The sequence below is a fragment of the Clostridium sp. DSM 17811 genome (assembly GCF_018861905.1).
Taxonomy (GTDB): domain Bacteria; phylum Bacillota; class Clostridia; order Clostridiales; family Clostridiaceae; genus Clostridium_AD; species Clostridium_AD frigoriphilum.
Genome location: NZ_JAHLDU010000020.1, coordinates 1 through 15444, shown reverse-complemented (window position 1 = coordinate 15444; position 15444 = coordinate 1). Strand labels below are relative to the sequence as shown.

At 30.6% G+C, this 15444-nt stretch carries 16 protein-coding genes and 1 pseudogene; 4 read left to right on the top strand and 13 right to left on the bottom strand.

Annotated elements, in window-relative coordinates; genetic code table 11:
- Positions 1-75: 75 nt before the first annotated feature.
- Together KPL44_RS18945 and KPL44_RS18940 are read left to right on the top strand one after the other, a co-directional pair.
- A complete protein-coding gene (locus KPL44_RS18945) occupies positions 76-771 on the top strand; it encodes a Crp/Fnr family transcriptional regulator (protein WP_216253297.1) in 696 nt (231 codons plus the stop codon).
- A gap of 202 nt (positions 772-973) precedes the next feature.
- Positions 974-1519, top strand: coding sequence for an NADH peroxidase (locus KPL44_RS18940; RefSeq protein WP_216253296.1), 546 nt, complete (start codon positions 974-976; stop codon positions 1517-1519).
- 339 nt (positions 1520-1858) lie between these two features.
- Here KPL44_RS18940 and upp read toward each other — a convergent pair whose 3' ends face one another.
- The 9 genes from upp to KPL44_RS18895 form a co-directional block, all read right to left on the bottom strand.
- Positions 1859-2488: a uracil phosphoribosyltransferase gene (gene upp, locus KPL44_RS18935; protein WP_171297718.1), complete on the bottom strand. Its 630-nt coding sequence runs from the start codon at positions 2486-2488 to the stop codon at positions 1859-1861.
- 20 nt (positions 2489-2508) lie between these two features.
- Entirely contained in the window at positions 2509-2958 is a 450-nt protein-coding gene (gene rpiB, locus KPL44_RS18930) for a ribose 5-phosphate isomerase B (RefSeq protein ID WP_216171529.1), read from the bottom strand.
- A gap of 75 nt (positions 2959-3033) precedes the next feature.
- Complete coding sequence (locus KPL44_RS18925) at positions 3034-3231, bottom strand: hypothetical protein (RefSeq protein ID WP_216253294.1); 198 nt, start codon at positions 3229-3231, stop codon at positions 3034-3036.
- A gap of 54 nt (positions 3232-3285) precedes the next feature.
- A complete protein-coding gene (locus tag KPL44_RS18920; protein ID WP_216253292.1) occupies positions 3286-4332 on the bottom strand; it encodes an L-threonylcarbamoyladenylate synthase in 1047 nt (348 codons plus the stop codon).
- A gap of 27 nt (positions 4333-4359) precedes the next feature.
- Positions 4360-4935 carry a hypothetical protein gene (locus KPL44_RS18915; RefSeq protein WP_216253291.1) on the bottom strand — a complete coding sequence of 192 codons (576 nt, stop codon included), beginning with the start codon at positions 4933-4935 and terminating at the stop codon, positions 4360-4362.
- A 28-nt stretch (positions 4936-4963) separates the two neighbouring features.
- Positions 4964-6040, bottom strand: coding sequence for a peptide chain release factor 1 (prfA, locus tag KPL44_RS18910; RefSeq protein WP_216253289.1), 1077 nt, complete (start codon positions 6038-6040; stop codon positions 4964-4966).
- Between the two features lie 118 nt (positions 6041-6158).
- Positions 6159-7007, bottom strand: a complete 849-nt coding sequence (prmC, locus tag KPL44_RS18905; protein WP_216253361.1) for a peptide chain release factor N(5)-glutamine methyltransferase — start codon at positions 7005-7007, stop codon at positions 6159-6161.
- Positions 7008-7092: 85 nt separating this feature from the next.
- Positions 7093-7998 (bottom strand): DUF1385 domain-containing protein, encoded by a 906-nt coding sequence (locus tag KPL44_RS18900; RefSeq protein WP_216253286.1) that lies wholly within the window; start codon positions 7996-7998, stop codon positions 7093-7095.
- 2 nt (positions 7999-8000) lie between these two features.
- Positions 8001-8585, bottom strand: coding sequence for a thymidine kinase (locus tag KPL44_RS18895; RefSeq protein ID WP_216253284.1), 585 nt, complete (start codon positions 8583-8585; stop codon positions 8001-8003).
- 205 nt (positions 8586-8790) lie between these two features.
- Here KPL44_RS18895 and rpmE point away from each other — a divergent pair, with 205 nt between their 5' ends.
- Complete coding sequence (gene rpmE / locus KPL44_RS18890; protein ID WP_151553952.1) at positions 8791-9009, top strand: 50S ribosomal protein L31; 219 nt, start codon at positions 8791-8793, stop codon at positions 9007-9009.
- Between the two features lie 115 nt (positions 9010-9124).
- Here rpmE and rho read toward each other — a convergent pair whose 3' ends face one another.
- From rho to KPL44_RS18870, 4 genes are all read right to left on the bottom strand, one after another.
- Positions 9125-10594 (bottom strand): transcription termination factor Rho, encoded by a 1470-nt coding sequence (gene rho / locus KPL44_RS18885; protein ID WP_216253283.1) that lies wholly within the window; start codon positions 10592-10594, stop codon positions 9125-9127.
- Positions 10595-10792: 198 nt separating this feature from the next.
- Positions 10793-12034: a serpin family protein gene (locus KPL44_RS18880; RefSeq protein WP_216253281.1), complete on the bottom strand. Its 1242-nt coding sequence runs from the start codon at positions 12032-12034 to the stop codon at positions 10793-10795.
- A 186-nt stretch (positions 12035-12220) separates the two neighbouring features.
- Entirely contained in the window at positions 12221-13828 is a 1608-nt protein-coding gene (locus KPL44_RS18875; RefSeq protein ID WP_216253279.1) for a CTP synthase, read from the bottom strand.
- Between the two features lie 255 nt (positions 13829-14083).
- Positions 14084-14371: a ribose-5-phosphate isomerase gene (locus KPL44_RS18870; RefSeq protein ID WP_216253277.1), complete on the bottom strand. Its 288-nt coding sequence runs from the start codon at positions 14369-14371 to the stop codon at positions 14084-14086.
- Between the two features lie 270 nt (positions 14372-14641).
- Here KPL44_RS18870 and KPL44_RS18865 point away from each other — a divergent pair.
- Positions 14642-15444: pseudogene (locus KPL44_RS18865) on the top strand (hypothetical protein); the annotation flags it as partial.

Sequence of the window (15444 nt, the reverse complement as noted above, 5' to 3'; positions counted from 1 at the left end):
TAGGCTAATTATATTAAAATTACCTATAATAATATGTAACTCATGTTACCAAAATAAAAATTTAAGGGTGATTCGATGGATAATTTAGTAAACAATTTAAAACACTGTATTTTATTTAAAGGTTTAACTTCTCTAGAGCTTCAAAATTTAATTATAAGTATAAACTATTCAATTTCCGATAACACTAAAAATAGTGATGATTATCACACATCTATAGTAGCACTCGAGGGAGATATCTGTGACTCACTAGGAATTGTGATTGAAGGTGAACTAGAGGTTCAAAAACATTACGCTAGTGGAAAGATTGTTACCCTAGCAAAATTAAATAAAGGAAAAATTTTTGGTGAAGCAATAGCTTTCTCAGAGACAAATATATATCCCGCTACTATAATCTCATCCATTGGTTCAACAATACTCTATATTTCAAAAAAAGATGTTATATCTATGTGTAGCTCCTATCCCATAGTATTGAATAATTTCATGCAATTATTATCTAGCAAAATACTTCTGTTAAATCGAAAAATTAAAGAACTATCTTTTGAAACTTTAAGACAAAAAATATCTAACTATTTATTATCTCAATATGAAATTCAAAAAAATTTAGAACTAGTACTGCCAATGTCAAGGAAAAATCTCGCTGAGCATCTTGGCGTACAACGCCCATCTCTCTCAAGAGAACTTGTTAATATGAAAAATGATGGGTTAATAGATTTTAATAAGAATCTATTTCAAATAAAAGATTTAAACGGCATTGAAGATATTCTAATTTAACCTAATTGTCGAATATTCCCGAACTGTTTTTTAAAAGATATTAAATTTTACTTGATAATTGTTATCCGTTGATGTATAGTTGTAATTGTAGCAAAGATAAACACTAATTTTGATTCTACTTAGTAAATTATATAACTAATATATGAGGGAATACAATTTATAATTGTAGTCTTACTCAAAAAAATACGAGGAGGAAATATATATGAAAAAATTTGTTTGTACAGTATGTGGATATATCTATGAAGGGGAAGTTGCACCTGATGTCTGTCCTGTTTGTGGAGCTAAAAGTGATAAATTTATAGAAAAAACTGAAGGTGAGATGGAATGGGCAGATGAGCATAAAGTTGGAGTTTCCAAAGGAGTAGACGCTGAAGTTGTTGAAGGATTAAGAGCTAACTTCGTTGGAGAATGCACTGAGGTCGGTATGTACTTAGCAATGAGTCGTCAAGCTGATAGAGAAGGTTTCCCCGAAGTCGCAGAAGCTTATAAAAGAATTGCCTTTGAGGAAGCTGATCATGCTTCAAAATTCGCAGAAATGCTTGGAGAAGTAGTAACAGGTGATACTAAGAAGAATCTTGAAATGAGAGTTGATGCAGAACATGGCGCTTGTCAAGGTAAAAAAGATTTAGCTACTTTAGCTAAAAAACTTAACTATGATGCTATACATGATACAGTACATGAAATGTGTAAAGATGAAGCTCGTCATGGTCGCGCATTCCAAGGATTACTTACTAGATATTTCAAATAAGATAATATCATATGACTTTTCCCTTCATCACTCCAAATAAGAGCTTGGAACGTGAAAGTTGATTAAAAAATTCTAATGTTTTGCAAATATAAAATTATCTAACACTCACATTCGGCTTACAGCCGGTTCGCTAGACTTCCTTCCAGGAAGTCTCACGAGAATTTTATATTTGCCAAACAAGAATTTCTAAATCAACTTTCAATGTTTCTGCACTTCTTATTTGGAATCACTTCCGAGAAAAGTCATACTGTTATATATACCAAAATAAAAAGCAACTTACAGAAAATTTTCTGTAAGTTGCTTTTTATTTTTACCTTTTGTTTATTTGCCTAAAACTGATTATTTAGTTCCAAATAATCTGTCTCCAGCATCTCCAAGACCTGGTACAATATATCCTTGTTCATTTAATTTTTCATCAATTGAAGCTGCGTATATATCTACATCTGGATGTGCGTCACTAATAGCTTTAATTCCTTCAGGTGCTGCTATAAGACACATAAGTCTTATGTTCTTTGCTCCTCTTTTCTTAAGAGCTGAAATTGCATCCATTGCAGATCCTCCTGTAGCAATCATAGGGTCCGTGATAATTACATCTCTTTCACTAATGTCCTGAGGCAATTTACAAAAATATTCAACTGGTTGAAGTGTTTCTTCATCTCTATACATTCCTATATGTCCAACCTTAGCTGCTGGTATAAGTTTAAGAACACCATCAACCATTCCAAGACCTGCTCTAAGTATAGGTACTATAGCCATTTTCTTTCCAGATAGAACTTTACATTTAGTAGTACAAATAGGAGTTTCGATTTCTACTTCTTCTAATTGTATATCACGTGTAACTTCGTAAGCCATAAGCATAGCAACCTCTTCAACTAATTCTCTAAAATACTTTGAACCTGTGTTTTTGTCCCTTATGTATGCCAATTTATGTTGTATAAGTGGGTGTGTAATTTGTGTTACTTTACTCATATGTGTTTCCTCCTAATATTTTATTTACAGTATTTTTTTTCAATTTCAGTAATTTTGTCAATTCTTCTTTGATGTCTTTCACCTAAGAATTTAGCATTAATAAAAGTATCTACTATGTCTAAGGCTAATCCTATTCCTGTAGTTCGTTCTCCAAGTGTAAGTATATTAGCATTATTATGCTCTCGCGTAGCATGGGCACTAAAAGTATCAGCGCACAGCGCAGCCCGTATTCCAGGTACTTTATTAGCACAAATGCTTACTCCAATTCCTGTACCACATACGAGTATTCCTAATTCAAAGTTTCCTGCTACTACTTCTTGTGCAACCTTTAGTGCATAATCCGGATAATCACAAGAATCTTCAGTATGAGTACCAAAGTCTGTTACCTCAATATTTTTACTCTTCAAATGTTTAATTATTTCTTTTTTCAAGCTTAAACCACCATGATCACTACCCAATGCTATCCTCATTGTAAAGCACCTCCAAAATATTTTTGCTATGATGTATAATATTACAAAAAAAGAAGATATTATCATTCAAATAAATTATTCAAATGCTACTATCTTCCATATCTTATCAAATAATAAATACACATTATTTTTTGAACTATTAATTTGTTTTAAAGAAAATAAAATATTACTAACCTGGGGGACTATTTTGTTTATAATACATATTTTATTGAAAACAGCTTCCAAAATATAGCTTCTTTCCATTTTTTCATTACAAACATATAATATATCCATAGTCATCCTCCTTATATTTTCCTAAAATACATACAAATTATAAGTTTTATCTACCTATACGTAAGTTATATCAAAACCTGCGGATTTCTTAAGCCTATTCATTATAGCATATCCGAGACCCTTTTCTTCAAAGGCTTCTGATAATATTAAATCTACATCTATAGCATCAAAACTTCTTAAAACTTCAAATAGGTTTCTACCAACAGTCTCTAACTGTTTTCTATTTCCTAAAGAAACAACAGTGCCAAAAGGATATTTATCTTTAGTTTCGTCAGTTGCAATAATCCCTACTTTTTTGTTACCCATATTAGTTTGCACTATTTCATTGATTTTTGCAATAGTTTTTTCTATGTCTCCACATATAATTTTTACTGGGGCTTTTGGTGCATAATGCCTATACTTCATACCAGGCGCTTTAGGCTTAAAATCTTTTTTTGGTTTAGACATTACATTCTTATCAATATATATATTCTCATCTATCTCTCTTAGCATCTCAATAGTTATAGCTCCTGGTCTAAGTATACAAGGTGGAGTACATGTACAATCAACTATTGTTGACTCAATGCCTATTTGACTTTTCTCCCCGCCTAAAATATATTCTATCTTCCCACTTAAATCTTCAATACAACTTTCTACTTCTGTAGGACTCGGTCTACCAGATATATTAGCTGATGGAGCCGCAATAGGCGTTCCAGCTGCTTCAATAAGTTTTCTTGCAATAACACTTAATGGCATACGTATGCCTACAGTATCAAGTCCCGCACTTGTAGTACTTGGAATCAAATCAGACTTATTGAAAATTAATGTTATTGGTCCTGGCCAGTATTTACTCATTATTTCCTTAGCTATATTTGGCACTTCCTTAACTAGGGTCTCTATATTACGATTAGCTACATGCACAATAAGTGGATTATCTTGAGGTCTACCTTTAGCCTTAAAAATCTTTTCTACAGCAGTTTTATCTAAGGCATTCGCTCCAAGGCCATAAACCGTTTCTGTGGGGAAAGCAACTAATCCCCCCTCTTTTATAACTAGACCGGCTTCATTAATTGTATCTTGCGCTATATTATTTACATCTAAAATCACAATCTTTGTATCCATCCTTACACCTCTTAGTTTTAGAAACACTTAATCTCTATATTCTTTTATATTTTCTATAGCATCATCTGAAAACACTGCTTGGTTACAAGTTTTATATAAATCATTTAATAAACTATATTTTCTAAATCCACCATTACTAATTATAAAATAATAATATGTTTTTTCTGGATTTTGATTCTTAATTTCAATATACATTTTAGCTACATAAGGGTATTTCATAAAAAAATTTATATCCACAGGACGAATTCTTTTATTTCTAAACCCGGATTTTGTTATTATGATAATTTTCAAATTCCTACCATGACCTTCTGTATGCACTAAATCAACTTTTTTACATATAATTATAAATTTAACTCTTACTATTCCACACCATATACTAATTTTATAACCATTCTGTTTGAAATCAATATATTCTTCATTAATTCTAAGAATTAACACAAAAGTAATCATTACCTCTATGCAAATCAAATAAATTATAAAAAACATACTCATAATATTTGATATCATCAGTACAATTGGTAATAAAACAAAAATAAAGCACATTGATAGCATAAACCTTTTATAAGTTTTTTTTTGCTTTCTAATGGCTTTATTTATATTCATAATTTCACCTTTCACTCATAATAATACTTTAGTTATTATTACCCATTGCTTTCATCTTTTCTGCTTGGTCAGCAGTTATTAAACTATTCAACATTTCATCTATATCTCCATCAAGAAAAGCATCTAATTTATACAAAGTTAACCCGATTCTATGATCTGTTATCCTGCCTTGTGGATAATTATATGTTCTTATTCTCTCACTTCTATCGCCAGTACCTACTTGACTCTTTCTCTCTTCAGCTATTCCTGCTGATCTCTCAGCTTCAGCTCTGTCAAATAATCTGGATTTAAGTATCTTTAGAGCTTTTTCTTTATTCTTTAACTGGGATTTCTCATCCTGGCAAGAAACTACAAGTCCTGTTGGAATATGCGTCATTCTTACTGCTGAATCTGTTGTATTAACGCATTGTCCTCCATTACCAGATGCTCTAAACACATCTATTCTTAAATCATTTGCACTAACTTCAATATCTACATCATCAACTTCAGGTAAAACTGCTACAGTTGCTGTAGACGTATGAATCCTTCCACCTGACTCTGTGTCTGGTACTCTTTGAACCCTATGAACGCCACTTTCGTATTTAAATTTACTATATGTAGATTCACCTTTTATCATAAATACTATTTCTTTGAATCCGCCAATATCAGTTTCATTAGCACTCATAACTTCAACTTTCCATCTATTACGTTCTGCATATCTTGTATACATTCTAAATAGATTTGCTGCAAACAGTGCGGCTTCATCTCCACCAGCACCTGCTCTAATTTCCACAAATACGTTTCTCTCATCATTTGGGTCCTTAGGCAAAAGTAAAATTCTTAATTCTTCCTGCGTTGTTTCCTTAATTTCGTTTAATTCTTTAATTTCCTCTTGAATCATATCTTTCATTTCTTTATCAGATTCTTCTTTAAGCATTTCTTTATTTGTTTCTAAATCTTGTTTTGCTTTTTTATATATTCTATATTTTATAACAATTATTTCAAGTCCAGCATGTTCTTTACATAATTTTTGCCATTCTTTTTGATTAGCAATAACCAATGGATCGCCAATTTTTATTGAGAGTTCATCATATTTATTTTCCGTAAAATCAAGTCTATCTAACATTTTTTTATCACTCCGTATATATATTTTCACATTAGTTAATTATATCATAATCAGATGCAATATACAAATTGCTTCTATCCAATTATTTCCCTCTTATAACAACTATTCCGCTAGATAACTAATCCACTAATGTAGCTTTAATAACCCTATCATTTCCCGATAGATCTTTAATACATTCTATATTATTAAATCCTGATTTAAGCAAGATATCTGTAACTGCTTCCTTTTGATCATATCCTATTTCAAAAGCTAAAAGTCCACCTTTTTCTAAAACTAATATGCTTTCTTTTGTAATTCTCCTATAAAAATCAAGACCATCTTCCCCACCGCATAATGCTATAAATGGTTCATAACCCTTTACATCATCCATTAGAGTAGGTATAACCTCTTTTCTTATATATGGCGGATTCGAAACTATTATTTCAAATTTTATATGTTGATTTATCGCTACTTGTAGCAAATCACTGTGCTCTATATTAATTCTTTTAGACAATTTAAACCTTTCTATATTTAGCTTTGCAACAGTTAAAGCCTCTTCTGATATATCATAAAGCGTTACCATGACTTCTTTAACAAACTCAGCTATCGATATACCAATAGCTCCACTTCCAGTACAAACATCACATATTTGCGTGAGGCCTTTTTCCTTTACATGTTTAATTACTTCCTCAACCAAAATTTCAGTATCAGGCCTCGGTATTAGGACTCCCGGCCTTACTATGAAATCCATACCCATAAATTCACACTCGCCAAGAATGTATTTTATAGGCATTTTATTTTTTCTAATCTGAATTAACCTAAAAAATTCATTTTCTTGTTCTATACTAATCTTAATGTCTCTATTAATCATTATGAACAATTTATCTTTTTTTAAAACTTTACCAAGTAAAAGTTGTGAATCTAACAAATAACTTTCAATATTGACCTTTTTTAAAATTTCATATGACTCTAAAAGCACTTCCTGTATAGTATTTTCATTGCTTATATTAATTTTTCACAACCTCCATTCATTTCATGTAAGTATTATTCATAATTTCTATGTTTTATACTAATCAATCTGCAATTCCTTCTGCAACCTTAAGTGCCCTTATTGCCACTTCCAATTGAGATAAATCTGGTTCTCTTGTGGTTAAGTTTTGTAATTTAAGTCCTGGGTATGCAAGAATTTTAGCTAAGTTACTTTTGCTTTTCCCCATCCATTTAATAATTTCATAACTTATGCCTGAAATGAAAGGAAGTAATATAATTCTATACATTATTCTTTCTCCAATTGAGTTCCAACCAGTTAAAGAAAACACTATAATGCTAACTATCATAACTAGAAACAAAAAATTTGTTCCACATCTCGGATGCAGTCTTCCAAATTTAGCTGCATTTTCTGGAGTTAATTCAACTTCGTTCTCATAACAGAATATAGTTTTATGTTCTGCACCGTGATACTCATACACTCTCTTAATATCTTCCATTTTTCCTATTAGATACACATATAACAAAAATATTAAAACTCTAATAATTCCCTCTACAATATTCATACCCATTGTACTTGTACCTAATTTACTAAACAAATTAGCCACAAAGGTTGGCACAATAAAAAACAATCCTACAGATAGAGCCAAAGAAATTACAAGGGATATCCCCATAACTACATCATTACTTTTTTCTTTGAACAATTTTTGTATGCATTTATCTAATTTTGAAGGTTCACCTTCCTCTTCAAAAAAAGAAGCTGAATAATTCAATGTCTTTATACCTATAATTAATGATTCAATTAAAGAGATGAATCCTCTTATTATAGGTAGCCCTACCAATTTGTTCTTTTTAGTATATGATGTGTAACTTTTTTTCTCAACTACGATTTCTCCTTGCTCAGTTCTCACAGCAGTTGCAATTCCTGCAAGGCCTCTCATCATAACCCCTTCAATTACTGCTTGGCCTCCGACGCTCGTATTTTTAGCCATAGTTACGCCCCCTCTTTAGGTACAATGTGACACTTTCTACATCTTGCTTCGTAGGACTCCGTAGCGCCAATCAATACAATTTTATCTTCATATTTAGCTGGTTTCCCATTAATTAGACGTTGAGTTCTAGTCGCAGGATTACCGCACACTACACAAATCGCCTGAATTTTATCAACAAATTCCGCTATTGCGAGTAGAGCAGGTATAGGTCCGAAAGGTTCACCTCTAAAATCCATATCTAGTCCCGCACATATAACTCTTTTGTTATTATCAGCAAGTGATGTAATTATATCTATAATGCCCTTGTCAAAAAACTGCACCTCATCGATTGCAATAACTTGTGTATCAGCATCTAAAAGATCTAATATTTGCAAGCTATCCTTAACCCTAACGGCTTCTTCTTTTTCTCCACAGTGAGATACCACATCGTCTTTACTATATCTATTGTCAATTTCCGGTTTAAAAACCTGTACTTTCTGCTTTGCAATTTTAGTTCTTCTTATTCTACGTATAAGTTCCTCAGATTTTCCACTGTACATAGGTCCTATAATAACTTCCACCCAGCCATGATTTTTTGGTCCGTACATATTTATACCTCCAGTTTATTCAACCGCCTCTTAAAATTACAGTTAATTCAAATAAAAATTATAACCATATATATTTTATCAAATATATACTATATAATAAAGTAAAAAAATAATTTTATTCTTATTGACTTAATTATTAATTATATGATAAAATTGAATAGTTGACAATACGGGTATATATTTATTTTAAAAAGAGGTGAAAAATATGCAAAAAGAAATACAACCAGAATATCATCACGATACAATCGTTAAATGCGCATGTGGAAACACTTTTACTACAGGATCTACTAAACAAGAACTTAAAGTAGACGTATGTTCTAATTGCCATCCATTCTATACTGGTAAGCAAAAGAATATTGATGCCGGTGGAAGAGTTGATAGATTCATGAAGAAATTTAACATAAAAAATGAAGATGTAGAATAATATAGTAATGGAAAAGATTTAATTATCTTTTCCATTTTTTCATTCATAAAATAATAAGCGGCATATAATAAGATAAAATAATTATACTATCTTTTTATATGCCGTTTAAATAATATTATCTAGCTAATAATTCAAAATTCTTATTTATCATTTCTAAAAATTCCTTATTACTCTTAGTCGTAGATAATAAATTAAGAAGTTTTTCCGTTACGCCCAAAGCATTGCCTTCTCTATACATTATTTTTCTTAAATTATATATAGTCTCCATCTCAATCTTTGTAAGTAATAAATCTTCTCTTCTTGTCCCTGATTTGTAGATGTCAACAGCTGGGAATATCCTTCTTTCTTGAAGTTTTCTATCCAAGTGAACTTCCATATTACCAGTTCCCTTAAATTCCTCAAAAATCATATCATCCATTCTGCTTCCTGTTTCTACGAGTGCTGTCGCAAGTATAGTTAAACTTCCACCCTCTTCAATATTTCTAGCCGCTCCAAAAAATTTCTTTGGCATCAAAAGTGCACTAGGATCAAGTCCTCCAGATAAAGTTCTTCCAGAAGGTGTTATAGTTAAATTGTAAGCTCTAGCAAGTCTAGTTAAACTGTCCAGTAATATAACTACATCTTGGCCTTGTTCAACCATTCTTTTAGCTCTTTCAAGCACCATAGAAGCTACTTTTGTATGATGATCCGGTTCTTCATCAAATGTTGAATATATAACCTCGCCTTTAATAGATCTCTGCATGTCAGTTACTTCTTCTGGTCTTTCATCTATTAAAACAACTATTAATTTTACTTCCGGGTGATTTATAGAGATACTATTAGCGATTTTTTTAAGAAGTGTCGTTTTTCCTGCTTTTGGCTGTGCTACAATTATACCTCTTTGTCCTTTACCTATAGGAGAAATAATATCCATCATTCTTGAAGATAAATCAGCTGCATTAGTTTCAAGTACCAGCCTTTGTGTTGGATAAATAGGCGTTAACTTTTCAAAAGGTCTTCTACCTACTGCTCTCTCTGGATTTTCTCCATTTACCTTTAGTACGTATAATAAAGCCTTAAATTTTTCGCCTTCCTTAGGTGTTCTAACTTTACCTTCTACTTCATCACCTGTCTTTAAATTAAATCTTCTAATTTGAGATGGTGAAACATAAATATCATCAGAACCTGATAGATAATTGTGTCCTCTTAGAAAACCATAACTATTATTTTCAATTATTTCGAGAACTCCTCTTGCCGACCCTGATTCATTTATCATTTCTTGCAATTGTTCTTTTTTATTTTCATTTTGATTTTTAAAACCTGTATCAATATTTTCATTCAAAATAGGTTTAGTAACTTGAACTGGCTTAGTTTCGATATGTTTTTCTGAATTGTCTATACTATTATCTTCAACTGTAGAAGCGCTTTTGGGACTTATCTTTTCTCTTAAAATTACACCATCTTTTTGCATAGAAACTTGTGATGTCTTGTTTATCTCTTCAATTAACTCACTTTTTTTAAGTTTAGAAATATTTTTAATACCAAGTTCTTTACATCGCTGCTTTAGCTCGACTACTGTCATATTTTCGAAATCTTTATTTATCAAAATCTGCACCTCCGAAGGGTATTTCATATGTAATATCTATTTTATAAATATCATGGAAATTTAAAACGAGTATACTATCCAATGAATTTTTTGAAATGATATATTGTGTTAATTATATCCTATTTCATAATTTTAATCCACTCTATTTAAAATTGTCAATTAAGTCTATTTTTTATTAATTGCTTATTCATGTACATTTTAAGGTTTTGCAACATTTCCCATGAATAAAATAGAATCTGTTTTATTGTCCGTAATCACATATATAAAAGGTCTATCTACAATAAATTTTCCCATTTGACTAGGATTAACTGATGATGTTTTATTCATAATTACAGCAGTAGCCGCTGCAGCTTCCGTTCCCTTCTCGTCTACATCTATATAACACTTTTGTTTAACAAGCGATATGTATAAATCATTATCCTTGCTCATCTTTGAAAAATCTGCCCCAGGCTTAAAAGCTCTTTTCATTCCGTAGCCCATTAACATTTTATTTAGCTCTTGCTCATATTCCATGTGAAGTTTTGGCATTTCAACAATACGTACTTCAGCTTTAAATTGTTTTTTCCACTTATTCCAGTTTTCATAGCTCATTTCCTTCATCAATGAATCAACACTGCTGTTTACATTGGGTAGCAAAATATACATACCGAAATTCTTATCTTTATAAGGCATTTTTATTGCTTCAAAATTATTTTCTTTCAAGTATTCTACATTAATATCGCCATTCATCATATCAATCTTTTTACTACCACCATCTGACAAATTAAAGTCCTTCTTTTGAGTATTCTCCTTTGTAAAAGGTACCGCCCAATCCCCCTTAAAATATAGAGTATTAACTAGGACCATTGCAGTTTTGTCATCTAGATCGTCTACAATTTTTTTAATTTTCCCTGCAGTATGATTAGCTATCCACGTATTTATAGTGCCTTTGGTTTTACTCTTAGAAAAATCTACATCACTAATTTCTGATTCATAATAGTTTTTACCCATGTTTTTAAATTCTTCCTTGATTTCAGTACCTTTATCAATCCATATAGAGTTTGCCATTTTAACTTTAAGCGTTTCTATACTGTTAAAATTTGCTATAATATTTTTGTATTCATCATTAATAGTTTTATCATCAACACCTGACAATTCGATGGCCTTCTTCATTTCTTCCTTAGTACTACCACCAGCTCCATTTTGCGTAATAGACAAAACAGTGCTTAAACTCATTGGCGATATAATAGTGTTCATATCTTTATTTCCACTTAGAGTCGACTTTAGCATTTTAAAAGCCATTTTATTATTGGCGACGCTTATTTTATCCACTGGTTGACTAAGTTCTTTTGCTTTTATATTATATTTACTTATAACTTTATCTGGTCCCTTTTGACTGCAAGAACTACTTAACATCATTACAAGAGACATCACTACTATTAATATGCTTTTATACTTCATTTTGTTTTCGCCTCACCTTATTATTTTCCAAATACACCATAAATGTTTTAAAATAGTAAATATGTATTTATAATGTTTATACGAGCCAGGTCCATCTAAAGTTTCACTTATCATAAAATCTCCGCAAAAAAACATCCTATAGGATGGACTTCTTCATTTGTCCACTCTATAGGATGTATATTAATATTACTTATCGTTTTCTATAGCTGCTTTAATAAAATCACTAAATAGTACATGAGGGTTATTTGGTCTAGATTTAAGTTCTGGATGAAACTGAACTCCAACAAACCAAGGGTGATCTTTAATTTCAACTATTTCTACTAATTTTCCATCAGGACTTGTTCCTGTAAGTGAAAGTCCCTGCGCAACTACTGCTTTTCTATATTCATTATTAAATTCATATCTATGTCTGTGTCTTTCATATATTACTTCATCTGCATAAGCTTCATGAGCATTTGAATCTTTTGCTAACTTACATGCATATAACCCAAGTCTCATAGTGCCACCTTTTTCATCCAAATCCTTTTGATCTGGCATTAAATCTATCACTGGATACTTAGTCTCTGGATCAATTTCAGAACTATTAGCTCCGCTTAGTCCTGCTACATTTCTTGCATATTCTATAACAGCACACTGCATACCAAGACATATTCCAAAAAACGGCACTTTGTTTTCTCTTGCATATTTCGTTGCCTCAATTTTACCTTCTATTCCTCTATCACCAAATCCACCCGGAACCAATATTCCGTGAACATCACCTAATATTTCGCTTACATTTTCAGATGTTACATCACAAGCATTTATCCACTTAATTTCTACATTGCAATCATTTGCGAGGCCACCATGACTAAGTGCCTCAACAACAGAAATATATGCATCATGAAGCTCAACATATTTTCCAACTAATGCTATTTTAACATTTCCAGATAAATTCTTTAATCTATCAACCATATCTATCCATGCAGTATTATCTATTTCATGACAATCTAATTTTAATTTTTTACATACTAAGGTATCTAATCCTTCATTATGAAGCATAAGCGGTACTTCATATAAATTTTCAGCATCTAAATTTTGAATTACAGAGTCAGCTTCTAAATTACAGAACATTGCAATTTTAGCTTTCATATCTTCAGATATTTCCTTTTCAGATCTACATACTATGATGTCTGGTTGAATACCTATACTTCTTAGTTCTTTTACAGAATGTTGAGTAGGTTTTGTTTTAAGTTCTCCAGCTTTTCTTAAATATGGTACTAACGTAACATGGATAAAGCAAACATTCTCTTTTCCCACTTCATATTGCGCCTGTCTTATAGCTTCTAAAAAAGGTAAAGATTCAATATCTCCAATAGTTCCACCAATTTCAGTTATAACAACATCCACATCTTTTTCTTTAGCTACTCTATAGACTCTTTCTTTTATCTCATTAGTTATATGTGGTATTACTTGTACTGTACCACCTAAGAAGTCGCCTCTTCTTTCTTTTGATATAACAGACCAATATACTTTTCCTGTAGTAACATTACTACTCTTGCTTAGATTCTCATCAATAAATCTCTCATAATGCCCTAAATCTAAATCTGTTTCTGCACCATCATCCGTAACAAAGACTTCACCATGCTGATACGGACTCATGGTACCTGGATCTACATTTAAATATGGATCAAATTTTTGAATAGAAACCTTAAGACCTCTATTTTTTAAAAGCCTACCTAATGAAGCTGCTGTTATTCCCTTACCTAGAGATGACACTACTCCACCTGTGACAAATATGTACTTAGTACTACTCATAATAACTCCTCCTGTGTTTTATAACTTTTTGTAAATTGCCATTTATTTTTCAAATATTGTTTATGTATTACTATAAGATTTTTGAAAGTTTATATTAATTATTTTTAAAATAGCTTGACAAATGTCGTTTTCAATTTTATAATAGAAATTACCCATTAAATATAATGGTATAGGTTTTTTTAAAAACAATATTAATATCTTATCACATTTTTTTATCATTCACCAGTCTTTTTTTTGTTTTTTTGTTTTTTTTATTTATATTCCTAATATACTTTCTATTTCAAAATACATCTCTCTAAATTCTTTATTAATGAAAAATCGTTCCTCTGCTTTTTTTAATCCATAATTAGCAGCTCTTTTGCCAGAAATCAAAAAATTCTTATAAGCAATTTCAAGGTCATTACATTTATGCTTTTGTAATAATAAGAATAATATATACTTACATTCTCTATCTTTTAATATTTTTAATGATTCATGTCTTTTTATACCTTTCACACAACAGATAGCTTCTATTATCTTTTCATAATCAAGATTTTTCAACATTAAACCACTCCCAAGTTTTTTTGAATTATTACATCAATTAAATTATTGACATTTATCCCTAAAAACTATCCATAATATGAAATTTAAAAATTAAAGCTATATTCTAAAATAGAATATAGCTTTAATTTTTATCTTTATTTGCAAAAGAAGACTCCGTTCTCTGTAGCCGGAGATGAATTTTGTCGCTAAATTATTTTTATATAACTTAATATTATAGGATCTATTACGGCATAATATATATTAGAGATTATAAAAAAGGTGGTGAATATTTTGAGAATAGAAACTAATTCTTCTACAAGAATATATAAAGATAAGCTCAGCTTTGAAAATCTCAACAATCTATCGAATATATTGTATGTTGGTAATGAAGCTAAAATTAAAGCTTATTCAATTCTTGTTTACAATCATGAGAAAGATCTTTCTCAGAGTATTCATTTAACTATTAAAAATATGTTTAATCTTAATACTTATTATACAAACTATGCTGCTTGCGAAGCTAAATGGAATAAATCTTCTAATATTGAATTAAACAAAATGTACATAGATGATTTAAAGCAGAACATTAATCATAGAGAGAAATCTGTTAAAGATTTGACTAATAAAATTAAATTTTGGAGTAAGATTCATAATCATATTATCGATATATCTAAGGCTATTAAAAATAGTAAAAGTCTCCCCAAAAATAAGTATTATAGACCATACTATTTTTATATGTCAGATGATAAAATTTTTGTTGAGGCAAATTATAAAAATAAAACAATTATATATAATATGTACGATTTTGAACATGCTCTTGTCATAAAAAAAATTATCAGATTAACTAATAAACTGAATATGATTAAGCGTGGTATAGGTTATCAAAAACAAAAACTTGCAAGACTTAATACAAGTGCAGTAAAATCATGTTTTGGCACTAAGAAACTATTCAAAGCTCAGCATACGTTATATAATGATCATTTTGTATGGAAAGAAGACTTCTATAAAGCTAGACATAAAACTATAGAACTTCAAGGACTTAACACAGTTACACAAGGAAATGCTTGTGTTAAATACAACTACGAAACGAATTTACT